The sequence below is a fragment of the Streptomyces hygroscopicus genome (assembly GCF_026168105.1).
GTDB classification, from domain to species: domain Bacteria; phylum Actinomycetota; class Actinomycetes; order Streptomycetales; family Streptomycetaceae; genus Streptomyces; species Streptomyces hygroscopicus_D.
Map to the genome: position 1 here is coordinate 37,530 of NZ_LBMW01000047.1, position 19,982 is coordinate 57,511.

At 69.2% G+C, this 19,982-nt stretch carries 16 protein-coding genes and 5 pseudogenes; 11 read left to right on the plus strand and 10 right to left on the minus strand.

All coding sequences use genetic code 11. From position 1 onward, the window contains the following. The first annotated feature begins 161 nt into the window (after positions 1-161). Positions 162-944 (plus strand): PAQR family membrane homeostasis protein TrhA, encoded by a 783-nt coding sequence (trhA, locus tag AAW14_RS31825; RefSeq protein WP_265567899.1) that lies wholly within the window; start codon positions 162-164, stop codon positions 942-944. Positions 945-1,222: 278 nt separating this feature from the next. Here the strand turns inward: trhA and AAW14_RS31830 are convergent, their stop codons facing one another. Then, the gene (locus AAW14_RS31830) at positions 1,223-1,561 is read right to left on the minus strand and encodes a MerR family transcriptional regulator (protein WP_265567900.1); all 339 of its coding nucleotides are present in this window, start codon (positions 1,559-1,561) and stop codon (positions 1,223-1,225) included. Positions 1,562-2,623: 1,062 nt separating this feature from the next. Between AAW14_RS31830 and AAW14_RS31835 the strand changes: the two genes are divergently transcribed. From AAW14_RS31835 to AAW14_RS31850, 4 genes and pseudogenes are all read left to right on the plus strand, one after another. After that, positions 2,624-2,983: a hypothetical protein gene (locus AAW14_RS31835; protein WP_265567901.1), complete on the plus strand. Its 360-nt coding sequence runs from the start codon at positions 2,624-2,626 to the stop codon at positions 2,981-2,983. Positions 2,984-3,068: 85 nt separating this feature from the next. Then, positions 3,069-3,958: pseudogene (locus AAW14_RS31840) on the plus strand (IS30 family transposase); the annotation flags it as partial. 68 nt (positions 3,959-4,026) lie between these two features. After that, positions 4,027-4,587 carry a transposase gene (locus tag AAW14_RS31845; RefSeq protein WP_265567902.1) on the plus strand — a complete coding sequence of 187 codons (561 nt, stop codon included), beginning with the start codon at positions 4,027-4,029 and terminating at the stop codon, positions 4,585-4,587. A 353-nt stretch (positions 4,588-4,940) separates the two neighbouring features. Next, a pseudogene (locus tag AAW14_RS31850) lies at positions 4,941-5,370 on the plus strand (CBS domain-containing protein). A gap of 191 nt (positions 5,371-5,561) precedes the next feature. On the opposite strand, the pseudogene AAW14_RS31855 reads toward AAW14_RS31850, so the two are convergent. The 3 genes and pseudogenes from AAW14_RS31855 to AAW14_RS31865 form a co-directional block, all read right to left on the minus strand. Next, a pseudogene (locus AAW14_RS31855) lies at positions 5,562-6,095 on the minus strand (DUF262 domain-containing protein); the annotation flags it as partial. 266 nt (positions 6,096-6,361) lie between these two features. After that, the gene (locus AAW14_RS31860; protein ID WP_265567903.1) at positions 6,362-6,499 is read right to left on the minus strand and encodes a hypothetical protein; all 138 of its coding nucleotides are present in this window, start codon (positions 6,497-6,499) and stop codon (positions 6,362-6,364) included. A 45-nt stretch (positions 6,500-6,544) separates the two neighbouring features. Next, positions 6,545-7,684 (minus strand): PucR family transcriptional regulator, encoded by a 1,140-nt coding sequence (locus tag AAW14_RS31865; RefSeq protein ID WP_265567904.1) that lies wholly within the window; start codon positions 7,682-7,684, stop codon positions 6,545-6,547. Positions 7,685-7,771: 87 nt separating this feature from the next. Between AAW14_RS31865 and AAW14_RS31870 the strand changes: the two genes are divergently transcribed. The 4 genes and pseudogenes from AAW14_RS31870 to AAW14_RS31885 form a co-directional block, all read left to right on the plus strand. After that, the gene (locus AAW14_RS31870) at positions 7,772-8,827 is read left to right on the plus strand and encodes a ferredoxin reductase (RefSeq protein WP_265567905.1); all 1,056 of its coding nucleotides are present in this window, start codon (positions 7,772-7,774) and stop codon (positions 8,825-8,827) included. Positions 8,828-8,834: 7 nt separating this feature from the next. After that, complete coding sequence (locus AAW14_RS31875; RefSeq protein WP_265567906.1) at positions 8,835-9,953, plus strand: fatty acid desaturase family protein; 1,119 nt, start codon at positions 8,835-8,837, stop codon at positions 9,951-9,953. A gap of 58 nt (positions 9,954-10,011) precedes the next feature. Beyond that, positions 10,012-10,086, plus strand: a pseudogene (locus tag AAW14_RS31880) (DUF6207 family protein); the annotation flags it as partial. Between the two features lie 72 nt (positions 10,087-10,158). Next, a pseudogene (locus AAW14_RS31885) lies at positions 10,159-10,402 on the plus strand (transposase); the annotation flags it as partial. A 349-nt stretch (positions 10,403-10,751) separates the two neighbouring features. Here AAW14_RS31885 and AAW14_RS31890 read toward each other — a convergent pair. Continuing rightward, complete coding sequence (locus tag AAW14_RS31890) at positions 10,752-12,080, minus strand: class I SAM-dependent RNA methyltransferase (RefSeq protein ID WP_265567907.1); 1,329 nt, start codon at positions 12,078-12,080, stop codon at positions 10,752-10,754. Positions 12,081-12,195: 115 nt separating this feature from the next. Further along, on the minus strand, positions 12,196-14,247 hold the full coding sequence (locus AAW14_RS31895; protein ID WP_265567908.1) for an APC family permease: 2,052 nt from the start codon (positions 14,245-14,247) through the stop codon (positions 12,196-12,198). 388 nt (positions 14,248-14,635) lie between these two features. On the opposite strand from AAW14_RS31895, the gene AAW14_RS31900 reads away from it, so the two are divergent. Both AAW14_RS31900 and AAW14_RS31905 read left to right on the plus strand, forming a co-directional pair. Then, positions 14,636-15,307, plus strand: coding sequence for a potassium channel family protein (locus AAW14_RS31900; RefSeq protein ID WP_265567917.1), 672 nt, complete (start codon positions 14,636-14,638; stop codon positions 15,305-15,307). Continuing rightward, complete coding sequence (locus AAW14_RS31905) at positions 15,307-15,984, plus strand: potassium channel family protein (protein ID WP_265567909.1); 678 nt, start codon at positions 15,307-15,309, stop codon at positions 15,982-15,984. The genes AAW14_RS31900 and AAW14_RS31905 overlap by 1 nt, the downstream gene beginning before the upstream one ends. A 237-nt stretch (positions 15,985-16,221) precedes the next feature. Here AAW14_RS31905 and AAW14_RS31910 read toward each other — a convergent pair whose 3' ends face one another. The 4 genes from AAW14_RS31910 to AAW14_RS31925 form a co-directional block, all read right to left on the minus strand. Then, on the minus strand, positions 16,222-16,947 hold the full coding sequence (locus tag AAW14_RS31910; RefSeq protein WP_265567910.1) for a DUF3159 domain-containing protein: 726 nt from the start codon (positions 16,945-16,947) through the stop codon (positions 16,222-16,224). 3 nt (positions 16,948-16,950) lie between these two features. After that, on the minus strand, positions 16,951-17,349 hold the full coding sequence (locus AAW14_RS31915) for an OB-fold nucleic acid binding domain-containing protein (RefSeq protein WP_265567911.1): 399 nt from the start codon (positions 17,347-17,349) through the stop codon (positions 16,951-16,953). Positions 17,350-17,412: 63 nt separating this feature from the next. Then, a complete protein-coding gene (locus AAW14_RS31920) occupies positions 17,413-18,096 on the minus strand; it encodes a response regulator (protein WP_265567912.1) in 684 nt (227 codons plus the stop codon). Further along, on the minus strand, positions 18,093-19,982 hold a 1,890-nt coding region (locus AAW14_RS31925), incomplete at its 5' end, for an ATP-binding protein (RefSeq protein WP_265567913.1). The genes AAW14_RS31920 and AAW14_RS31925, both read right to left, overlap by 4 nt.

The window sequence follows — 19,982 nt, forward strand, 5'->3', positions numbered from 1 at the left end:
GGGAAGCATCGGCGGTCCTTGGGCGTAGGTGGGCGGAGATACGCGCTCGGAAACCTTGGTCCTTCCCATGGCCAGGCGGCTTACACGGCTTCCGCAGGCCCAGTTGGTGGCGAGACCGACCTTGAGGGACGCTGTCACGGGCAGGCTCTTAGCATGATCGGATGGTTGCCGATGATGCCCAGAAGAACGAGACAGGACGGGAAGTGGTGTCTGGGGACGCCGTAGCCGGTCTCCCCGGCGGATCACATCATGGCAATGCCGAGAAGGAGTTTCACCCGGTTGCCGACCTGGTCGGGTGGGCGGCCGACCTGGTCGAGCCGGTCAAGCCGAAGCTGCGTGGCTGGCTCCATGCCGCGATGGTCCCTGCCTCGGTGAGCGCCGGCATCGTGCTCGTCTGCCTGGCCCGGACCCAGCAGGCGGCCCTGGCCTGCACCGTGTACTCCGTCACCGCCTGGCTGCTGTTCGGGACGAGCGCCGTCTACCACCTGGGTACCTGGGGGCCAATGGGCGAGGCCGTCCTGCGTCGCCTCGACCACGCCAACATCTTCCTGATCACCGCCGGGACCTGCACCCCTCTGGCCGTGCTCCTCCTCCCTCCTGACCGGCGGCATCTGCTGTTGTGGATCGTATGGACGGGCGCGCTGACCGGTATCGCCTTCCGCGTGCTGTGGGTCAACGCTCCTCGCTGGCTGTACACCCCCTGCTACCTGGCCCTGGGGTGGGCACCGGTGCGTTACCTGCCCGACTTCCTGCACACCGGCGGTGCGGCCGTGGTCACCCTGACAGTGACCGGCGGTCTCCTCTACAGCGCGGGCGCGGTGGTCTACGCCGTCCAACGCCCCGACCCCTCGCCCCGCTGGTTCGGCTTCCACGAGGTGTTCCACGCCTTGACCGTGGCGGCCTTCACCGCGCACTACATCGCCATCTCCCTCGCCGTCTACTGACCACAACAGCAGGCGCATTCACTACTGCGGCACGGTGCTCTCGCCTCACTCGCGGCTCGATCAACGACTGGGGCCGTGTTGGGGGATGCCTGGAGGGGAGGCGGCGCCCGGTCAGGGAGCCTGTCAGCCGCCTCACCCGTGGTGGCGGCGCCGCGAGCGGGGGGAAGGACGTGGGCGAAATACGGTGGAGCCGTTCGGAGGCGAGGATCGTCTCTGCGCGCCGCAGCCCGGCCACGCGTGGGTGTGATAGCCCGCCGATACCGGCGGGCCGGCTCACCTCAGGCTGCGGCCGATGGACTGGACGATCCGCCGGCGCGGCGGTATTCGGCGTTGATGCGCTGGGCTTCTTCGAGCTGGTCTTCGAGGATGATGATCCGGCATGCGGCCTCGATCGGGGTGCCCTGGTCGACGAGCTCACGCGCGCGGGCCGCGATGCGCAGTTGGTAGCGGGAGTAGCGGCGGTGTCCGCCCTCGGAGCGCAGTGGTGTGATCAGTCGTGCTTCGCCGATGGCGCGGAGAAAGCCGGGAGTGGTACCGAGCAACTCGGCGGCCCGGCCCATCGTGTAGGCGGGGTAGTCGTCGTCGTCGAGACGGCTTAGCGACTCGTCTGCTGTCATCTCACCTCTCTGTGGAACAGGTAGAGGGGCCTTGGTGCCGTTTGGCACCAAGGCCCCGAAGGAACTGCAACACCATCTGCCGGCCCTAGTGCTGCGCCGGCCTTCTGTTTCCGCCCAGCCGCCTGATACTCCGACGGGGGTGCGGGGATCGCGGATGCGTGACCGGAGACCACCTACCTATCGATGTCCTGCGGTACCCGGGCTCGCGTCTTCCGCCCGGGCGATCCTGATGGTGCTCGACTCCTCCGTTCTTCCCTCGGAACCAATCACTTGCAAACAGGGACTGGGTACTACTGGTACTGCAACCGCGTCAACTGCGGTCCTGCTCACGGCGGCCCCTCATCACTTCAGGCCACCCGGTCCGGTCGTCAGTCCCGTCGCCGTCGTACAACAACCTGGCTTCGGAACTCCACCACCGCACCGTCATACGTGGACTGCTGCCCGGCAGTTCGTGTCTGCCGGGCCTTGCTCGATCTCGGCTACGAAAGAAACCATAATCACTGAGACATCGAATGTCTACTCCGGCGAGCATAGATTTGCTGCGGCTCGACGATGAGGTCTTCCGCTGAGCCGATCTGCGAATACCGGGGGCTGTCCGCAGCGCAGGTCCGACGCACGGATGAGACCCAGAGCCGCCCGCGGAGCTTCCCGTGGCGGCGCCGACCGGCGCGGCGCGTCGACCGCGATTCTCAGCCCCCTCCGGCGTGCACGGTGGCTCGGGCGGGTTGGCGGGCGGGGCGCAGGGTCGGGTAGGCAAGGGCCGAGCATGAACGATCCGCAGACGAGGGTGACCCTGATGACACAATGTCCGTCAACGCCACATCTGCCCCGTTCCACGCGGCCGTTGCCGACGCACGCGATACCGCACAAGCGTTCATCGAAGACCTGTGGCAGCCGAACGGCAGCCGACCAATGCCTCGAAGCACACCCCTGGCTCGCAGCCGCCGCACATGCGCACCCCCGGCCTGTAGTGCGGCACCAGGGGAGCCGTATGCGCCCGTCTCGCCCGGTTGCGCCACCGTCCAAGCCGCCCGGGCGGGCCGGTGCATAGAATCCGATCCCATGCCGAAGCCTGACGAGATGCTCGTTGCGATAGCCGCCCTTGTGGAGTCCGGGCAGAGCAATCAGATGTCCCTGACCGTGGTCACCAGTGGTGCTGTCATCACCGGTCGGCTGGCTCCGGAAGCCATGTGGAGGCAGAGGGTGTCTGAGGTGCTGACGGACTCCGCCGACCTGGGCGAGTTCTCCGCCGTCTTCGACACCCCCGCGAGGAAGGACGGACCGCCCACGCATCTGCATTTCCACGTCGCCCGGATCCTGCAGGGTACGGTGGGGATCCCGGAGACAGGCGGGATGTACCGCGTCGCGATCGAGGACGTCAGTGCTTGGACCGTGGGCGACTTCAGCTACTCCGACCACTGACTCACCGACCCACGGCACACAGCGAGGCCCCACCGGCACGCTTCCGTGCTAGTGGTCGCCACAACACCCCAGTTCAAGGGGTGCGATGGACTTCGAGATCCGGAAGGATCGGCGGCCTCAGGGGCCCAGGAGATTGGACCCTGAGCGGGAGGAATACCTTCGGCTCGTGGATCTTGGAATAAGGAACACGGAAGCCTGCCGGATCATCGGCATCAACCGCCGCACCGGCAAGCGTCGGCTCTACGGCAGGCAGGTATCCGCGAGGTACAGGGCAGCCCCGCCCATCGTGGACACGGGGCTGCCCTGGCAAGCACCCGAACCCCCGGCTCGCCCTGAGGAACCCGTCGGCCCGTCGCGCTACCTCACCGAGGCCGACCGCATCCACATCGCTGACCGGCTCCGGGAGAAGGCGTCCGTCCGGGCCATCGCGGCCGAGCTGGCCGCAGTCCCTCCACCGTAAGCCGGGAGATCCGCCGCAACCACGCGCTCATGTCAGGCGGCGGCTGGTCCTACCGTCCGCACGCCGCCCAGCGCCGCGCGGACGCCCGCGAACCGCGACCCAAGCCCGGCAACATCGGCCAGAACCCCAGGCTGCGGGACTTCCTCCAGGACCACCTGACCCGGCGGTGGAGCCCGGAGCAGATCTGCCACGCTCTACGGGCACGTTTCCCCGACCAGCCGGAGATGCACGTGGTCCACGAGACGATCTACCAGGCGCTTTACGTCCAAGGCCGCGGGGAACTGAGGCGCGAGCTGACCCGGGCCCTGCGGACCGGATGCGCGATGCGCCGCCCGCACCGGCACTCCGCAGCCCGCCGATCCCGGTTCGTGCACCCCATGGTCATGATCAGCGAACGGCCCGCCGAGGCCGCCGACCGGGCTGTCCCCGGCCACCGGGAAGGCGACCTGATCGTCGGCAAGAACAACGGCTCCGCCATCGGCACCCTGGTCGAACGCAGCACCCGCTACCTGATGCCGGCCCCGCCGAAACCACCCGCCACGCCCTCGCCGCCGACCTGATCACCAAGGTCCGCACATGGAACGTGAAGCTGAAAGACAACGCCAAAGCCATGGCCGCACTGGTCGCGGAGTCCGGAAGCCGACTGACGGACACTCCGGGCATCGCAGCCATAAGCGCCGCCCGCCTCCTGGGCCGGACCGGAAACCCCACCCGCTTCCCAAGTGCCGGCGCCTCCGCCCAGTACGCCGGCACCGCCCCCATCGAGATAGCCAGCGCCGGCCGCGCACGCCACCGCCTGTCCAGGCGCGGCGACCGCCAGCTCAACGCGGCGCTCCACACCGTGGCCATCACGCAGATCCGCATGCCCGGCACCCGGGGTCACGCCTACTACCAGGCCAAGATCGCAGAAGGAAAGACACCCAGAGAAGCACAGCGCTGCCTGAAGCGCCGTCTGGCTGATCATGTCTGGCGCACGATGGTCGGCGACGAACGCCGCCGCACCCGAACGACGGGCCCAGGAGGACAACCGGGGGCGACTACAGCATCCAGCGCGGTCGACCCAACCCCGACGGCCGACTCTTCGGACAAGTCACTTCCCGGACCCGCCGAAAGCGAGCCTACGCCGCCCCACCAGACACCTTGACAAACACAGAGGACCGGCGAAGTCCTCAGGGCCATGACCCAACTCGGCTTCACCTGCCGCACCCGCCCTACCGCCGCATCTGCGCCCCTGGCCGACCCGTACGGGCCGGCTTCCGCAACGCTCGGCACTCCGCCTGTCCGCCTGACTTACGGACAGGTGTGAGCCGAACAGAGCAGTGAGGCCCCACCGGCGTGGGCGAATTCCAGGGGCCGTGGCAACACTGCGGTGAGTTGATCAAGCCACGCCGCCCCGTCTCGGTGGCCCGCCGCGCGCTCGTACGGCAGTCCACCGCCGGTGCGGCGGCATAGAACCTTCGTGTCAGGAAGCCCGCCCAACTTCGCAGGAGGCACCCTTTGACGCTGGACCAGACGCAGTTCCGCTCAACACGTACCAACGCCGTGCAGACGGCGGCCGATCCCGCGGACGCGGCCGGACCGCAGGTGTGGGAGGACATGACCGTGGAGGTGGCACTGTCCGTGATGGCCGCCACGTACAGGTCAGCTGGTCGTCTGCGACGAGGACGGTATGTGCACCGGCCTGGTCACCCGGGACCGGCTCACGGCCGTTCGTGACGGTTCCGGATACACGGACCGGATCCGCCTGCGTGACATCGCCGACGTCATCGGGCCCTTCGCCTCGCCGCTGGTCACGAGGGCCGAAGCCGAGCGTGCGATGCGTTGCCGCCGGCTCGGGGCCCCGCCCGTGGTCGAGGGGCACGGCAACGCTCTGGGCGTCCTCGCCACCTTGCCGGTTTCGAGGTCCTTTCCTCGTAGGACGCTGTAGACGTGCTGCAGCCGGGCGCGGCGGAAGGCGACAGCGACGGCTACGCGCAGCAGTTGGTCCGGGCTGGGGTCCAGAAAGGCGTTCCGAGGGCTCGGACCGGGGAGCCCTGCGACCACCGCGCCGCGGCTGAAGTCTTCGAGCTGGCGGCGGCCCTTCTCCCAATGCACTGACATCAGGGTGAGGATGAAGTCGGACTGGTTAAGCTTCACGCCTTCGGAGTTGATGCGCACGAAGATGTCGGCGACCTGCTCCTCGTTGGCCGAAGCACCCAGCTCCACAACCTGGAAGCGGAACTCGTGCAGCTCCCGGACCCTGTCTATGCGTTCTTCGAGCTCATCCTTGGCAGCGTCCGACAAGGGCTGGCCGCTGGCCTGGTCGAGCCGTTGGAAGAACTGCCGGACGGTCGGCTTGTAACCGCCTTGGGCCCAGAGCGCGGTGATGTCCGGAATGAAGTGGGCGTCACGCTCGATCGCCGCGTCCGTGACCTCGAACGTCTGGTCCTCCGGGTGGAACGCGATGCGAACGTTGATCTCGTCGAAAGACTTGGTGACGATCTTGCGCCCGGTGAGGACGGCGTACAGGGCGGTGAGTCGCTGCTGCCCGTCAACGACCAACAATTGAGGTGCTCGATCGTCGGCTTCCGTTCCGATCTGCCGCGTCCCCACCTCAGCCCCGGTCTCCCAGAACATGAGGGTGCCGATCGGGTAGCCCCGATACATCGAGTCGAAGAGCGATCTTCGGAAAACCCGAGGTCAGATCCCATTTCTTGGCCCATCGCCATGCATGCGGGTGCCCAGGGCGTCAAACGGGCGTCACGGCCGACATTCCGTCCCTTCAACCCGGTCGCTTCAGCCTTCGCCAACACCCTGCTCGACGCGACCGGCGTCCGCCTCGACCAACTCCCGCTCACTCGTGACCGGGTGTGGCCGGGGCTGCGAGACGCGGGCCTGACGGATCGGTAGGTGAGCGACTCGCGGTGGAACGCCGCCCGTCAGCCGGCCTGCTGCACCATGATCGCGTCGCCCACCCGGACCGTCCCGGCTTCAAGGACCTCCAGGTAGACACCGAGGCACGAGAGCCGCCCCAGGTCGAACACGGGGACGCGGTGCTCGCGGGCGACCCCGCGCATGGTGCCGGGATCCGCCGGGAGTTCGTGGACGGTCGAAGTAACGCGTCAGCTGACCCGAAGACCGACCGCCAGCGTCAGTTCAAGGACCCGGTGTGGCGATGCGAGATCCGGAAACAGCTCCCGCAGCTGCGACATCCGGTACCGGACTGTCTGGGGATGGACGTACAACGCTGCCGCCACCTCGTCCCGCCTGCCCTGGTGCAGCAGCCACGCCCGCAACGTCTCCTCCAGCCGCCGTGCGGTCGTGACAGGCAAGGTGTGCAACGGTGCGAGGGCTCGGGCACGCAGGTCTGCCAACGCGTCCACGTCGGCGCTCAGCACCAGCTCGGGCAGGTGGTCCTCGGTGTCGCGAATATCAGAGGAGAGGGAGCGCGCGCGTACGGCTCGTGCGTACGAGGCGGACGCACGAGTCCATGGCCGGGCCGGGCCGACCACTGCGGTGCGGTCGGTCAGCTGCCGCAAGAGATGTGATCGGTCGGCATCGGGGACGAGCAGCACACCGGTGGCGTCCGGCAGATCGTCGAGGACGAGGGTGCCCGGGTCGAGCGCGCGGTAGGCAGGCCGGGCCTGGGCGGCGGGCAGCAGGACCGCGGTCACCGAAACCGGAGGCTGCCACCCGGCCCGTTGAGCAGAGGCCAGCAACACGTCCGGGCTCGCGCCGGCGAGGAGGTCGCGGGCCAGGTGTTCCAGGTGGCGCTCGTGGGCCCTGCCCCGGGCGGCCAGTTCGTCGGCGTGGCCCGCGGCGCTCGCGGCGGAGAGCTCGTCGATGTAGGCGAAGGTCAGCTCGGCGAACTTGGCCACCTCGGCGGCGGGCAGACCTGCGGGTACGGCACCCGCTGCCAGGCATCGCCAGGCCACGCGGGCGCCGACGCGGTAGGCGCTGAGCAGGGCGTCCATCGAACGGCCGTCGCGCACCTCGCCGCGGCCCAGCTCGTAGGCTGCGTCACCGGCGTCGCCGCCCGTGGCGTTCCCGCTCGCGAGGTCCAGGTAGTGCCCCAGGGCGGTGCGGACGGCTCGGCGGATGGTGGCGCCCATGTGGCCCGACAGGGCGTTGGCGTAGGAGGGGACTTCGTCGATGATCGCCTGGACGACCTCGTCGGCGGTGGTCTTCAGCGCGGCCCTCAGTGCGGTGACCGTCGTCTCATCCAGGGCCAGTTCGCTGGCCCTCCGGATTGCATGGCTCACGTCTTTGTTCCCTGCGAACAATTCAGCCGACCAGATTTACGTCCTGCGGTCAGGACTTTACGCCTTGAGGCGCAGCAAGCTGGAGTCATGACGAGTGCAACCCTCCGCAGCAGGGCGTGGAAACTGCTGGAGATGGTCACGACGCCGCTGCTGCCGTCGGACTACCTCGACCTGGTCAGCCCACTGCGTGTGGGCGCTGACCTGCGTGGGCGCATCGAGGCCGTGTACCCCGAGACGGGTGACGCCGCGACTGTCGTGATCAGGCCGGGACGGGGCTGGCGCGGCCACACAGCCGGTCAGTACGTGCGGATCGGGGTCGACGTCGACGGGGTGCGCCTGTGGCGTGCCTACTCCATCACCTCGCCGACAAACCGCCAGGACGGCCGCGTCACGATCACCGTGAAGGCGATCCCGGACGGCAAGGTCAGCAACCACCTGGTCCGCAGGGTGAAACCGGGCATGCTGATCCAGCTCGACCAGGCGACCGGTGACTTCGTGCTGCCGCAGGCCAAGCCCGCCAAGGTGCTCTACCTGACGGCCGGAAGCGGCATCACGCCCGTGATGGGCATGCTGCGCGACATCGAGTTCGACGACGTCGTCATGGTCCACTGCGCACCCCAGCCGCAAGACGTGATCTTCCGCAGCGAGCTGCACGACCTGGTCGCGGCCGAGAAGCTGCGGCTCACCGAGGTGCACACCGACACAGACGGCATGCTCGACATCGCCCGTCTCGACGAACTCGTGCCCGACTGGGCCGAGCGCGAGACCTGGGCCTGCGGGCCGGCGGGCCTGCTCGACGCCGCCGAAAAGCACTGGAGCGAGCACGGCGTACAAGAGCGCCTGCACACCGAACGCTTCCGCCCCAGCATCGTCGTCGCCGGCGACGGAGGCGAGGTCACGTTCAGCGCCACCGGCAAGACCGTCGACGCGGACGGCGCCACGCCGTTGCTGGACATCGGCGAGGAGGCCGGCGTGCTCATGCCCTCCGGGTGCCGTATGGGCATCTGCTTCGGCTGCATCACGCCGCTCAAGGCGGGCGCCGTCCGCGACCTGCGCACCGGCGAGATCACCGAGGCCGAGCCGGGCGTCCTCATCCAGACCTGCGTGTCCGCCGCAGCGGGCCCCTGCGACATCGAACGGTAGGAGCACTTTGACCGCCATCGACCCCACCGACCACCTGACCGCGGAGCAGATCGAGGACCTCGGCCGTGAGCTGGACGCGATCCGCGACGAGGTGATCGCCGGCCGCGGGGAGAAAGACGCCGCCTACATCCGTAAGGTCATCTCGGCGCAGCGCAAGCTGGAGCTGGTCAGCAGGGGCGTGCTGCTGTTCTCGATCTTCCCGCCGGCGTGGCTGCTCGGCACCGCCGGTCTGTCCGTGGCGAAGATCATGGACAACATGGAGATCGGCCACAACATCCTCCACGGCCAGTGGGACTGGATGCGGGACCCGAAGATCCACTCCACCACCTGGGAATGGGATCACGTCTCGCCGGCCGACCAGTGGAAGCACTCGCACAACGAGCTGCACCACACGTACACCAACGTGATCGGCAAGGACAACGACCTCGGCTACGGCATCATGCGCGTCGACGAGGACCAGAAGTGGCACCCGTTCCACCTCGGCCAGCCGCTGTGGAACTTCATCAACGCCTGCTTCTTCGAGTACGGCATCGCGGCGTACGACCTGGAGCTCGGCAAGAACCTGAACAAGCGCCGCCGCAAGAACCCGGAGTTCCGCGCGCGGGCCAAGGCCGTGGGCCGCAAGATCCGCAAGCAGGTGCTCAAGGACTACGTGATCCACCCGCTGCTGTCGGGCCCGTCGTTCCTCCCCACGCTCGCCGCCACGTTCACCGCGAACCTGGTCCGCAACATCTGGTCCCACTCGGTGATCATGTGCGGGCACTTCCCCGAGGGCGTGCAGGTCTTCGAGCGCCGGTCGATCAAGGGCGAGACACGCGGCCAGTGGTACCTGCGCCAGATGATGGGCTCGGCGAACATCAGCGGCAACAGGGCCATGCACTTCATGACGGGCAACCTGTCGCACCAGATCGAGCACCACCTGTTCCCGGACCTGCCGAGCAACCGGTACGCCGAGGTCGCTGTGAAGGTGCGTGCGCTGTTCGAGAAGTACGAGCTGGAGTACGTCACCGGACCGCTGCCCAAGCAGGTGTTCTCCGCGTGGCGCAAGGTCTTCCGGCTCTCGCTGCCGAACAAGAAGCCCGAGGTCAGAACGCCGGACCGCGAGCAGGAGCTCGTCGCGGCCTGATTCCCGGTACTGGTTCAGATCTTTCGGCCGTACCGGCGGCACCGCCGGGTTCGGTGAGATCCGTAGCGGACGGTGGGCGACCGCGACATCAGACCGTACGACACAGGATCCGCGGCAGCCCGGTGTCCGGCTGCGCTGCCTGACGTGCGCCAGGAGCTCAGCACACAGCCCACGGCGAGGTGTTGTAGTGCGCTGCCCTGTCATGGTCGGCGACGGCAGCAGCTTCCCGAGCGCCGCCCACCTGGCCTCCTACGCCGGCCTCGCACCGGCCACCAAATCCTCGGGGACCTCCATCCACGGCGCACGCGCCCCCAGGGAACCGACAGCTCACACGCGCGATGTTCCTCTCCGCGTTCGCCGCCCTCCACGACCCCGCCTCCCGCACCTACTACGACCGCTGCCGAGCCCGAGGAAAGACCCACACCCAGGCCCTCCTCCGACTCGCCCGGTAAGGCTTGCGGACGGGCGGCACCGATGCCGGTGGCGCCGCCCGAGCCGCACCACGTCCTTGCCCGGCAACCCGTCTTGAAGGCAGGCAGGAGCGCCTCCGCGGACATGGCTGTGTCCCAGGGCCCGCGCCAGGACCTGACGTCTCATCAGCGCGAGCGTCACGTGAGCGTCAGGGCTGCCCTGCGCGGCCCCGGCGACGACCGGGGCACCACACGCCCGTCTTCCCGGCAATGACCGGAACAGCAGGTCAGAGGCGGTCGTACGGCATGCGGCGTGCTCCACCCCTTGCACCCAGGCAAACAGGTCGACCCAACCCGCCAAGACCGACCTCATCCGCAAAAGAGCAGGTCAGGAGCCCTTCTGGGCGGGCTCGAGAATCGCCACGCACTCCACGTGCGAGGTCATGGGAAACAGATCGAACGCCCGAAGCATCCGCACCCGGTACCCGCCCTCCCGGAAGTACGCCAGGTCCCGGGCCAGTGCCGCCGGGTCGCAGGCCACGTAGGCGATGCGGCGGGCGCCCAGGGAGGACAGGTGGGCCACCGTCCCGCGGCCCGCGCCCGAGCGCGGCGGGTCCAGGACGATCAGGTCGACCTCCGTGATGCCGGTGCGCGGCAGGACCGACTCGACCTTGCCCTGTTCGATGCGGACGCGGTCGAACTCGGCCAGGTTGTGCCGGGCGTCCTCCACCGCGCGCTTGCCGGACTCGACGCCGAGCACCGCCCCCTTCTCGCCGACCCGGTCGGCGAGCGCCCCCGTGAAGAGGCCGACGCCGCAGTACAGGTCGAGCGCCATCTCGCCCTTGCGCGGCAGCAGGCCCTGCATCACCGCCGTCACCAGGGTGTCCGCCGCCTTCGGGTGGACCTGCCAGAAGCCACCGCCCCCCACGCGGTACGTACGGCCGTCGGCGCGTTCGCGGACGAAGGGGCGGCCGTGGACGCGGTGCACCCCGCCGGATCGTTCGTCGACCCGCATCACCGACACGGGCCGGTCCAGCTCCACCAGCGGCAGCCGCGCGCCCGGCTTCGGGGTCAGGATCACCTGACGGTCCTGCGAACCCGTCGCGGCGATCGCCTCGACGGAGTCCATGCCCGCCCAGTTCCGCTTCTCGATGCCCAGCTCGCTGACGCCCTCCGCGGCGATCATGCAGTGGTCGACCGGCTCCACCTCGTGCGAGCGGTGCCGGCGCAGGCCCGCCCTTCCGGACGGGTCCACCGCGTACTGCACCCGCGTACGCCACTTCGGCACCTCGCCCGCCGGCAGCTTGTCGCCCTCGGCCGGCACCACGGTGCCGTCCCAGCCCGCCTCCTCGGGGGTGAGTCCGGCGAGCCGGCTCAGCTGTTCGGCGATCACCTCGCCCTTCAGCCGGCGCTGAGCGCCCGGCTTGGCGTGCTGCCAGTCGCAGCCGCCGCAACGGCCGGGACCCGCGTAGGGGCAGGGTGCGTCGATGCGGTCCTTGGAGGCCTCCAGCACCCGTACCGCGTCCGCGCGCAGGAAGCGGGCTCCCTCCTCGCCCTCCGTCACCCGCGCCACGATCCGTTCCCCGGGCAGTGTGTGCCGCACGAAGAGGACCTGACCGGCCTCGGTGCGGGCGATGCAGTGCCCGCCGTGGGCGACGGGGCCGACCTCGACCTCGTACTCCTCCCCCACCAGCGACTTCTTCGGTTCTGCCTGCATGGCGGGGCGACTCCAGATACGGGACGGTGACGAACAGGAGGACGGCGACGGCCGGACAACAGCCCACCAGTCTACGTGGGTGTCGTCCGGCCGTTCACCACGAGGCCGGGCGGCCTCAGCCCTGCGAGGCCGACGACTCCTTGGCGCGTTCCTCCGCGGGCCCCCGGCGCACCGCACCCGGCGCGCTCCACTCCTGCCGCCTGCGGGCCCGGTTCCTCGCGACCTCCGAGGACTGGAGCTGATAGGGCACCGAGGTCACCATGACCCCCGGTGTGAACAACAGCCGGCCCTTGAGCCGCAGCGCGCTCTGGTTGTGCAGCAGATGCTCGTACCAGTGGCCCACGACGTACTCGGGAATGATCACCGACACGGCGTCGCGCGGGGACTCGCGGCGCAGGCTCTTCACGTACTCGATCACCGGACGCGTGATCTCGCGGTACGGCGAGTCCAGGATCTTCAGCGGTACGTCGATGGCGCGCCGCTCCCACTCGTCCTTCAGAGCCTGGGTCTCCACCGGGTCGACGTTGACACTGAGGGCTTCCAGGGTGTCCGTGCGCAGCAGCTTGGCGTAGGCGAGGGCACGCAGCGTGGGACGGTGGATCTTGGAGATGAGCACCACCGAGTGGACCCGCGAGGGGCGGACGCTGTCGTCGCTCGGGCTCTCGGGGGCCGAGAGTTCCTCGGCCACGCCGTCGTAGTGCCTGCGGATGGCGGTCATCGTCGCGTAGAAGATGCACATGCCGAGCAGGGCGACCCAGGCGCCGTGCGTGAACTTCGTGACCAGGACGACCACCAGGACCAGGCCCGTGAAGAAGGCGCCGAAGGCGTTGATGGCGCGTGAGCGCATCATGTGGCGGCGCTTGGCCTGGTCCTTCTCGGTGGCCAGATGGCGGTTCCAGTGCCTGACCATGCCGGTCTGGCTCAGCGTGAACGACACGAACACGCCGACGATGTAGAGCTGGATCAGCCGGGTGGAGTCGGCGCCGTAGATCCAGATCAGCAGGGTCGCCGCACTCGCGAGCAGGACGATGCCGTTGGAGAAGGCGAGACGGTCGCCACGAGTGTGCAGCTGGCGCGGCAGATAGCGGTCCTGGGCGAGGATGGAGCCGAGCAGCGGGAAGCCGTTGTAGGCGGTGTTCGCGGCGAGGAACAGCACCAGCGCGGTGGCCGCCGCCAGCACGACGAACAGGAAGCTGCCCTTGCCGAACACGGCTTCGGCGACCTGCGAGATGACCGGGTTCTGGACATAGCCGGAGCCCAGCGCGACACCGTTGTGGATCAGGTCGGTGGCCGGGTTCTCGGCCATGCGGACCTTGGTGGTCATGGCCAGGGCGATGATGCCGCAGAACATGGTGACGGCGAGCAGACCCATCATCGCCAGCGTGGTCGCGGCGTTCTTCGACTTGGGCTTGCGGAAGGCCGGGACACCGTTGGAGATCGCCTCGACGCCGGTCAGCGCGGCGCAGCCGGAGGAGAAGGCGCGCAGCAGCAGGAAGACCAGCGCGAATCCGGCTATGCCGTGGTGCTCGGCCCTGACCATGTACGAGGCGGTGGGCGCCCGCATGGTGTCGCCGAGGAACAGTCCGCGGAACGCACCCCACGCGATCATGATGAAGACGCCCGCGACGAAGACGTACGTCGGGATCGCGAACAGCGTGCCGGACTCCTTGACGCCCCGCAGGTTCATCAGCGTGAGCAGCAGCACCACGGCGACAGCGCAGAACACCTTGTGCTCGACGACGAACGGGATCGCGGAGCCGAGGTTCTCGATGCCGGAGGAGATCGACACGGCGACCGTGAGGACGTAGTCGACGAGAAGGGCGCTGGCGACGGTGAGGCCTGCCTTGGGACCGAGGTTGGTGGTCGCCACCTCGTAGTCGCCGCCGCCGCTCGGGTACGCGTGGACGTTCTGCCGGTAGGAGGCGACCACCGTGAACATCAGCACGACGACCGCGACCGCGATCCAGGGGCTGAAGTGGTAGGCCGACACGCCCGCGATGGACAGCACCAGCAGGACTTCCCCGGGCGCGTAGGCCACGGAGGAGAGTGGGTCGGAGGCGAAGACGGGGAGTGCGATGCGCTTCGGCAGGAGCGTTTCCCCGAGCCGGTCACTGCGCAGTGCGCGCCCGATCAGGAGGCGTTTGGGCACGTCGGTCAGTTTGGACACAAGAGAGGATCGTAAGGGGTCGGTCCGGGCGTAGCCCACCCGCCGATGGAGATCTGCCTCACGAGTGAAATCCACGAGGGGCCGCGCTGCGGATTCCGCAGGCGAGCAGTTCGGCATGGCTCTATGACAAATACGCTTCAGTTGCCGCCCCGGGAGGTTCCATGTACGCGTCCGCGGAGTCCGTCGGCGCCGCCGCACACGCCGGCCTCGGAATCCTGAATCTTCCCGGCGTCCGCGGCATCGGCCGCCGCTGATCGCACAACGCCGTCCGGCGCGCGTGCACGGGGGTGCCCTCCATGGACCGCGCGTGTGTAGCTTTGGCGGCGGTCTGAGACCCTGTTCTTGGCGTTTCGACTGAGCCGTGACCATTGACATCGGAAGGACGGTCGTGCACATCGTCATCATGGGCTGCGGAAGAGTGGGCTCCGCTCTTGCCCAGACCCTGGAGCAACAGGGGCACACGGTCGCCGTGATCGACCAGGACCCCACCGCCTTCCGACGACTGGGCTCCGGGTTCGGCGGCCGTCGTGTCACCGGAGTCGGCTTCGACCAGGACACCCTGCGCGAGGCGGGCATCGAGGAGGCCGGCGCGTTCGCCGCCGTCTCCAGTGGCGACAATTCGAACATCATCGCCGCGCGCGTGGCCCGTGAGATGTTCGGCATCGAGAACGTCGCAGCCCGCATCTACGACCCCCGACGCGCCGAGGTCTACCAGCGCCTCGGCATCCCCACCGTCGCCACGGTCCGCTGGACGGCGGACCAGATGCTGCGTCGTCTGCTGCCCTCGGGCGCCGAGCCGCTGTGGCGCGACCCCACCGGCGGCGTCCAGCTCGCCGAGGTGCACGCCTCGCCGAAGTGGGTCGGCCACAGGATCAGCAAGCTGCAGGAGGACACGGGCGTCCGTGTGGCGTTCCTCACCCGGCTGGGCGAGGCGATGCTGCCCACCTCGCAGACGGTGCTGCAGGAGGGCGACCTCGTGCACGTGATGATGCGGACGGACGACGTCGAGAAGGTCGAGGCGGCGTTCGCCGAGGGGCCTGAAGGAGAGGGCGGTCACTGATGAGGGTCGCCATTGCCGGTGCCGGTGCCGTGGGCCGCTCGATCGCGGGCGAACTCCTTGAGAACGGGCACGAGGTCCTGCTGATCGACAAGGCGCCGACCGCGATCTCGGTCGAGCGCGTCCCCCAGGCGGAGTGGCTGCTGGCCGACGCCTGCGAGATCACGTCCCTGGACGAGGCGGCGCTGCAGCGTTGCAACGTGGTGATCGCCGCGACCGGCGATGACAAGGTGAACCTCGTCATCTCCCTGCTGGCGAAGACGGAGTACGGCGTCCCGCGCGTCGTCGCCCGCGTCAACAATCCCAAGAACGAGTGGCTGTTCAACGAGGCGTGGGGCGTCGACGTGGCTGTCTCCACCCCGCGTCTGATGTCGGCTCTGGTCGAGGAGGCGGTGAGCGTCGGCGACCTGGTCCGGCTGCTGCGCTTCAGCCACGGCGACGCGAACCTGGTCGAGCTGACCCTGCCGCCGGAGTCGGCCCTGGCCGGCACGCAGGTGGGCGACGTGGAGTGGCCCGAGGACACGTCCCTGGTGACGATCATCCGGGGTACCCGGGTGCTGACCCCCTCCCGTGAGGACTCCTTGGAGGCCGGCGACGAACTGCTGTTCGTCGCGGCCCAGGCGCGTGAGGAGCAACTGGAGGAGCTGCTGTCGGTGCGCCGGGAGGACGCGGCGGGCTGATTGCGTGGAGGGGCGCCCGGAGACTTCCGGGCGCCCCTTCCGACGTGTCATGGGGGTCCCCCTGCTCGAGCGAGCGAAGCCGGGAGTGGGGGAGTTCGAGGACGAGGCCGTTCAGGCCGAAGGGGGTCTGGCCGGAGGAGGTCTGGCCGAAGGGGGTCTGGCCGGAGGAGGTCTGGCCGTTCAGGCCGAAGGGGGTTCTGGAGCGCAGCCCCAGGGACGCCCGTGGCCCCGCCGGGACTAGGAATCCCGGCGGTGCCTGCCCGCCGTCTCCCGCTCCTTGGCGGCAGCCTCTTCCGCCTCCATCTCCGCGAAGACATCGATCGGCGCCGGGGCCTTCGCCAGGAAGACCCAGGTGAGCCAGACGGCGAGCAGGAACGGCGGGATCTTCAGCGCGATGAGGACCCAGCCCAGTTGGGTGGTGTCGGCCCACCAGTACAGGGGGAAGAGGATCGCGCACTTGGCGAGCAGGATCAGACCCCAGGCCCAACTGGCCTTGGCGTAGGCCTTCTTGCGGCCCGGGTTGCGGGTGCGCCAGGAGAGGTTCTCCTTGAAGACCGGGCCCAGGATCAGGCCGATCAGGGGGACTCCGGCGAGCGTGGTGATGATGTACGCCAGTGCCAGGCCCAGCGTGTACAGCATGCCCGGCAGATAGAAGTCCTTCGCGTTGCCGGTCATCATCGCGAAGACCACGCCGAACGCCACACCGAACACACCGCTGAAGGCGTGCTTGACGGTGTCCCTCATGGCAAGGCGGACCCCCACCATCAACAACGACACCGCGAGCGCGGCGACCGCCGACCAGTGCAGGTTCTTGTTGATCGTGAAGATGGTCACGAAGAACAGGCCGGGCACCACGGTCTCGACCATGCCGCGGACCCCACCGAACGCCTCGAAGAGCGCGGCCTCGGTCACCGCCCGCGAGTCGTGCTGGGCGCCTTCGGTCGGCTTCTCGAGTGACGACACCGGCTACTCCCGTCCGAGCGGTCTGAGTTCGTACTTGGGATTGAAAAGCACTCTGCGGCCTCGGCTCATCGAGATCCGGCCCGATGCGATCAGCTTGCGTCCCGGCTCTATGCCCACGATGGAACGCCTGCCGAGCCACACCACGTCCAGAGCGGCCGAACCGTCGAACAGCTCGGCCTCCAGCGCCGGGACACCGGCCCGGGGGCGCAGCGTGACCGTGCGCAAGGTACCAGTAACCGTGACGATCTGCCGGTCCTCGCAGTCGCCGATCCGGGTGCATCCCGCGGTCTCGGCGTCCTCCCGCAGTTCCTCGGACTCCAGGTCCTCCTGTGACGAGGAAAGCCGGTCGATCATGCGCCGGAATCGGCCCACCGGCTTTTCGGAACGAGGAACAGTACTCATACCGAAAGCGTACCGGGGCGCTCCGACGCCGACGTACCGGCGGCACCGCACCACGGACGGGGCTCACTTCTCGAAGCGGTACCCCATCCCGGGCTCGGTGATGAAGTGCTTGGGGTGCGACGGGTCCGCCTCCAGCTTCCGTCGCAGCTGGGCCATGTACACCCGCAGGTAGTTCGTCTCCGTCCCGTACGACGGCCCCCACACCTCCTGCAGCAGCTGCCTCTGGCTGACCAGACGGCCCATGTTGCGCACGAGCACCTCCAGCAGATGCCACTCCGTGGGGGTGAGGCGTACGTCCCTTCCGGCCCGGTTGACCTTCTTCGCTGCCAGGTCGACGGTGAACCCCTCGGTCTCCACGATCACGTCGTCCTCGCCGCCCCCGGTGGGCTCGGCCCGGCGGACGGCGGCGCGCATGCGGGCCAGCAGCTCGTCCATGCCGAAGGGCTTGGTGACGTAGTCGTCGGCGCCCGCGTCCAGCGCCTCCACCTTCTCGTCGGAGGAGTGGCGGGCGGACAGCACCAGGATCGGCACCCGGGTCCAGCCGCGCAGGCCCTTGATCACCTCGACGCCGTCCATGTCGGGCAGCCCCAGGTCCAGCACCACGACATCGGGGTGGCGGGCGGCGGCGAGCTGGAGAGCGGTCGTGCCGTCGGGGGCCGCGTCCACCTCGTACTTGCGCGCCTTGAGGTTGATCACGAGGGCGCGCACGATCTGCGGCTCGTCGTCGACCACGAGCACCCGGGTCATGTGGCTTGCCTTTCTGGTTCGGCGAGTCGTGCCGGGCCGTGAAGGGTCTCCACGGCCCGGAGAGTGAGGACCATCGTGAGCCCGCCACCGGGGGTGTCCTCGGCGGTCAGGGTGCCTCCCATGGCCTCGGCGAAGCCGCGGGCGACCGCGAGGCCGAGGCCGACCCCGGAGCCGCGCGGGGCGTCGCCGTAGCGCTGGAAGGGCTCGAAGATGCGTTCCTTCGCTTCGTCGGGGACGCCCGGGCCGCGGTCGACGACGCGCACCTCCACGCGGTCGGCGAGAGCGCTCGCGGAGACCAGTACGGGCGTGTCCAGGGGGCTGTACTTGACGGCGTTCTCGACGAGGTTGGCGACCGTGCGCTCCAGGAGCCCCGCGTCCACGTCGACCATCGGCAGCGTCTCCGGGATGTCCAGTTCCACGCTGTCCTCCGGCACCCCGCCGAGCGACATCGGCACGACCTCGTCCAGGTCGACCTCCCGGATCAGCGGGGTGACGGTGCCGGTCTGGAGGCGGGACATGTCCAGCAGGTTCCCCACCAGGTGGTCGAGGCGGTCGGCGCCCTCCTCGATGGCCGCCAGGAGTTCGGCTTGGTCCTCCTGCGACCACTCCACGTCGTCCGACCGGAGGGAGGAGACCGAGGCCTTGATGCCCGCGAGCGGGGTGCGCAGATCATGGCTGACGGCGGCCAGCAGGGCGGTGCGGATGCGGTTGCCCTCGGCCAGCGCGCGGGCCTGTTCGGCCTCCTGCCGGAGGCGCTGGCGGTCCAGGACCACCGCGGCCTGAGCGGCGAAGGCGGCCAGCACCCGCCGGTCGGAGGCGGGCAGCACCCGCCCGGACAGCGCCAGCGCCATGTGGTCGCCGACCGGCACGTCCACGTCCGCGTCCTCCGGGCGCCCGACGGGTGCGCCGGAGCCCACGCTGCCCGCGCAGGTCCACGGGTCGACGTCGCTCGTACGCTCCAGCAGCGCCGCGGACTCCATCCCGAACGTCTCGCGCACCCGTTCGAGGAGCGCCTCCAGGCTGGTCTCGCCGCGCAGGACGCTGCCGGCCAGGAAGGAGAGGATCTCCGACTCGGCGCGAAGCCGCGCCGCCTGGTGGGTGCGCCGGGCGGCCAGATCCACCACCGAGGCCACCGACACCGCGACAGCGACGAATATCGCGATGGCGACGATGTTCCTGGGGTCGGCGATCGTCAGCCGGTGCAGGGGAGGCGTGTAGTAGTAGTTCAGCAGCAGTGAGCCGAAGGCCGCCGAGGCGAGCGCCGGGAGGAGCCCGCCGAGCAGGGCCGCCGCCACGGTCAGGGCCAGGAACAGCAGCATGTCGTTGGCGAGGCCGAGGTCGACGGTATTCAGCAGCAGGGCGAGGACGACCGGCCCGACGACTCCGACCAGCCAGCCCGCGATGATGCGCGTACGGCCGAGGCGGGCCCCGCGGGCGACCGGGAGACCACGTCCCTTGGCGGCCTCCTCGTGGGTGACGATGTGCACGTCGAGGTCGGGCCCCGACTCGCGGGCGACCGTGGCACCGACGCCCGGTCCGAAGACGTACTGCCAGGCCTTGCGGCGCGAGGAGCCGAGGACGATCTGGGTGGCGTTCGCGCCGCGGGCGAAGTCGAGCAGCGCCGCGGGGATGTCGTCGCCCACCACATGGTGGAAGGTGCCGCCCAGGTCCTCGACAAGAGTGCGCTGAACGGCCAGTTCCTTGGGGGACGCCGAGGTCAGTCCGTCACTGCGGGCGATGTAGACGGCCATGACCTCGCCGCCGGCGCCCTTCTCCGCCAGCCGCGCGGCCCGGCGGATCAGGGTCCGCCCCTCGGGGCCGCCGGTCAGTCCGACGACGATTCGCTCGCGCGAGCCCCAGATCGCCGACACCCGGTGCCGGCTGCG

What these genes read in the sequence shown, in the direction of transcription:
- trhA (WP_265567899.1), top strand. Translation starts at nt 162, where the DNA reads ATGGTTGCCGATGATGCCCAGAAGAACGAGACAGGACGGGAAGTGGTG.
- AAW14_RS31830 (WP_265567900.1), bottom strand. Translation starts at nt 1,561, where the DNA reads ATGACAGCAGACGAGTCGCTAAGCCGTCTCGACGACGACGACTACCCC.
- AAW14_RS31835 (WP_265567901.1), top strand. Translation starts at nt 2,624, where the DNA reads ATGCCGAAGCCTGACGAGATGCTCGTTGCGATAGCCGCCCTTGTGGAG.
- AAW14_RS31860 (WP_265567903.1), bottom strand. Translation starts at nt 6,499, where the DNA reads ATGCGCGGGGTCGCCCGCGAGCACCGCGTCCCCGTGTTCGACCTGGGG.
- AAW14_RS31870 (WP_265567905.1), top strand. Translation starts at nt 7,772, where the DNA reads ATGACGAGTGCAACCCTCCGCAGCAGGGCGTGGAAACTGCTGGAGATG.
- AAW14_RS31890 (WP_265567907.1), bottom strand. Translation starts at nt 12,080, where the DNA reads ATGCAGGCAGAACCGAAGAAGTCGCTGGTGGGGGAGGAGTACGAGGTC.
- AAW14_RS31905 (WP_265567909.1), top strand. Translation starts at nt 15,307, where the DNA reads ATGAGGGTCGCCATTGCCGGTGCCGGTGCCGTGGGCCGCTCGATCGCG.
- AAW14_RS31915 (WP_265567911.1), bottom strand. Translation starts at nt 17,349, where the DNA reads ATGAGTACTGTTCCTCGTTCCGAAAAGCCGGTGGGCCGATTCCGGCGC.
- AAW14_RS31920 (WP_265567912.1), bottom strand. Translation starts at nt 18,096, where the DNA reads ATGACCCGGGTGCTCGTGGTCGACGACGAGCCGCAGATCGTGCGCGCC.